Annotated in this window: 3 protein-coding genes; 1 reads left to right on the top strand and 2 read right to left on the bottom strand. The window is 72.4% G+C overall.

Annotated elements, in window-relative coordinates; genetic code table 11:
- Both NBW84_RS23565 and NBW84_RS23560 read right to left on the bottom strand, forming a co-directional pair.
- A partial coding sequence (locus tag NBW84_RS23565; protein ID WP_250287513.1) for a proton-conducting transporter transmembrane domain-containing protein occupies window positions 1–1,587 on the bottom strand: 1,587 nt, incomplete at its 3' end.
- Window positions 1,584–2,066: an NADH-quinone oxidoreductase subunit B family protein gene (locus NBW84_RS23560; RefSeq protein ID WP_250287511.1), complete on the bottom strand. Its 483-nt coding sequence runs from the start codon at window positions 2,064–2,066 to the stop codon at window positions 1,584–1,586. The genes NBW84_RS23560 and NBW84_RS23565, both read right to left, overlap by 4 nt.
- 525 nt (window positions 2,067–2,591) lie before the next feature.
- On the opposite strand from NBW84_RS23560, the gene NBW84_RS23555 reads away from it, so the two are divergent.
- A complete protein-coding gene (locus tag NBW84_RS23555) occupies window positions 2,592–3,053 on the top strand; it encodes a MarR family transcriptional regulator (RefSeq protein ID WP_250291260.1) in 462 nt (153 codons plus the stop codon).
- Window positions 3,054–3,233: the final 180 nt, after the last annotated feature.

Here is a 3,233-nt window from a genome sequence, read left to right as displayed (position 1 = left end):
AGGGCCGGGGCCGGCCGCCCCGGCTGGCCCGACGGGCCCGGTCACACCGGTCGCCGCGACCGCGTCGGACAGGCCGCCGGCCAGTGTCCCCGGGACCAGCGCCAGGGCGGCGCAGCCGGCGGCGAGCAGCCCCATCCCGGCGAGCATGACCGGGGGGCTCTCCCGCGCCGAGGCGGCCTCGGCGCCGCGGGGGCGGGCGAAGAACCCCACCCCGAGCGCCTTGACGAAGGTGGCGGCGGCCAGCCCCGCGGACAGCGCGATGGCGGCGACCGCCAGCGGCAGCGCCACCGCGCTGGCCGTCCCCGGCACCCCCAGCCCGTGCACGAGCGACTCCAGCAGCAGCCACTCGCTGACGAACCCGTTGCCCGGCGGCAGCGCCACCGCCCCCAGCGCACCCACCGCGAACAGCCCGGCCGTCACCGGCATCCGGGCCCGCAGCCCGCCCAGCGCGTCCAGGTCACGCACGCCGGTGGCCCGCAGCACCGACCCGGCCGCGCAGAACAGCAGCGCCTTGAACGCGGCATGGTTGACCACGTGCAGTAACGCGGCGGCGAGCGCCAGGGCGGCGAGGGGCCGTTCCCCGGCGGCGGCGAACATCCCCGCCGCACCGGCGCCGATCAGGACCAGGCCCATGTTCTCGCTCGTCGAGTACGCCAGCAGCTGTTTGACGTCGGTGGCCATCGCCGCCTGCAACATCCCGTACACCGCCGAGACCGCCCCGGCGGCCAGCAGCACCAGCCACCACCAGCGCGGCCCGCCCCCGAGCAGGTCGAACCCGACGCGGATCACCCCGTAGACGCCCAGGTTCACCATGGCCGCGCTCATCAGCGCCGAGACGTGGCTGGGCGCCTGCGGATGCGCCCGCGGCAGCCAGGCGTGCAGCGGGACCGTGCCCGCCTTGGACGCGAACGCGGCAACCGCCAGCACGAAGACCGTGCTACGGACGGCCGGCGGCACCTCGCCCGCGCCCGCGCGCAGCGCAGTGAACGTCTCACCGCCGGCGCGGGCCGCGAACAGCGCCAGGGCGATCAGGAGCGCCACCAGGCCCAGATGCGTCATCACCGCGTACCACACCCCGGCGTCGCGCACCGCGGCCCGCGACCGGTGCTCGGCCAGCACCAGCAGCAGCGAGGTGACCGCCATCAGCTCCCACAGCAGCAGGAAGGACGACACGCTGGACGCCGCCGGCACCAGCAGCAGCGTGGCCGCGAAGACGGGTAACACCGCCTGCACCCCGCGGGCGGACACCCCGTGCCCGGTGTAACCGATCCCGTAGAGCGCCACCGGCGCCACCACCGCGCCGGAGACGGCCATGAACAGCCCCGAAAGGGCGTCCACCGTCAGATGCACCCCGGCCAGCGGCAGCAGGCCGGGCAGGCTCGCCGACCACGGCGCGCCACCGCCGCTGGTGCCGCCGCCACCGGCGAGCGCCGCGAGCCCGGCGGTGAGCCCGGCCACGCCGACCCCGGCGGTGCACACCCCCACCAGAGCCGGCCGCACCCGCTCGGGGGTGAACGCCCCGGCCACCGCCCCGACGCCGGCCAGCCCGGTGGCGGTGGCCAGTGCCGGCCCGACCAGACCGCTCACTGGCGAGTCACGGTGCGTAGCGCGGCCACGATCGCGTCCGGCTCCGGCGGGCAGCCCGGCACCTGCAGGTCCACTGGCACCACGTCGGCCACCGAGCCCTGCACGCCGTAGCCGCCGGCGAACTCCCCGCAGTTCAGCGCGCAGTCACCCACCGCTATCACCAGCCGGGGCCGTGGTGTCGCCTCCACCGTGCGGCGCAGCGGCTCGGCCATGTTGCGCGTCACCGGCCCAGTGACCAGCAGCACGTCCGCGTGCCGGGGTGACGCCACCACGCGCGCCCCGTACCGCTCGGCGTCGTACACCGGGCCGAACGCGGCGGCAATCTCGATCTCGCACCCGTTGCAGGACCCGGCATCGACGCATCGCACCTGTACCGAGCCGGCGAGCCCGCGGGCCGCCGGTGGGCACTCCGCCCGCGGCGCCGGCGGGGCCTGTTCGGCCACCCGCCCGGTGTCGCGGATCTTACGCAGCAGATTCACCACATGCTCCTGATGTTCGGTGACGACGTCCTTCCTGGTGAGCGGAAGGTGACCAGACGTTGCGTCGGGTGCTGTACGTGCTGTTTCGGAGCAACCGACGACGCCGCGATCCACACCGTCACGCGCCGTGCTGCCACGGCACGATCGGTGCTGCCGCGGTCCACACCGTTGTGATCTGCGTCCGCGACCCGTGTCGCCATGACCTGTGTCAACACGCTTCGCGCCGCCATGGTCATGCCGTCGGTGGATGGTGCGTCCGTCGGGCCGCAGTCACCCCGTGGGCCGCGTCTCCCCCGCATGCAGACACGGCCTCACGTACGGCACGCCGACCTTACCAATTGCAAACATTAGCAACTGAAGGAGATGCCAAGAGCCGCCGGTACCCCCGCCGTCCACCGTCCGCCGAACCCTGGCCCGGCAGGCCTGTCCGGATGATGTTCCGCGTCGCGGGGATGCCTTGACCTCGACCGCGGTTGAACTCCCAGCATGATCATGTTTTTCCGGCGGATCGGAGAGGGGATTTTTATGATCATGAAGGAGTATTCCGAGCGGGAGCTTGCCTCCCAGCCCATCGGCTACTGGAGCGGTGAGGCGTACCGCGCGGTGGTCGGGCGCATCCGTACGGAGCTGGCCACGGAAGATCTCACCCAGCCGCACTGGTGGACGCTCAACCATGTCGCCGGTGCCCCCGGCGCGTGGAGCCGGGCGAAGCTCGTCGAGCGACTGGCCCCGTTCGACGATCTCGGAATCGATTTCGACGACGTCTTCGACGATCTGATCACCCGAGGATGGATGACGGAGGACGCCTTGACGCGCTCACTGGCGCTGACCAGAGTTGGGGAGGCTGGGCTGCTGCGCGCCAGGGAGCGCACCGCGCGCGCTCACGGACAGACGCACGAAGGCATCGCAACGGCCGACTACGTGACGGCACTCAACGTCCTGCGCCGCATGATCGATAATCTGGGCGGCAACAGCGACCTTCCCTGATCCCCTCGATAACCAGCTTTCCCAAGGAAAGCCCTGGTCAGCCCCACGCTATATCACTCAGCCGTACCTTCGTACCGCCGGCAAGCGAGGATCGTCAGTCGTGGATGACGTCGTCGATGGTGGTCGCGGTGCCCACGCGGCGTAGCCAGACATCCAGCTGGGCCAGGTCGGCGCAGGCCA

Source organism: Protofrankia sp. CiP1_Cm_nod2 (assembly GCF_920664355.1).
GTDB lineage: Bacteria > Actinomycetota > Actinomycetes > Frankiales > Frankiaceae > Protofrankia.
This window is presented reverse-complemented; position numbering and strand designations above follow the sequence as displayed.

What these genes read in the sequence shown, in the direction of transcription:
- NBW84_RS23555 (WP_250291260.1), top strand. Translation starts at nt 2,592, where the DNA reads ATGATCATGAAGGAGTATTCCGAGCGGGAGCTTGCCTCCCAGCCCATC.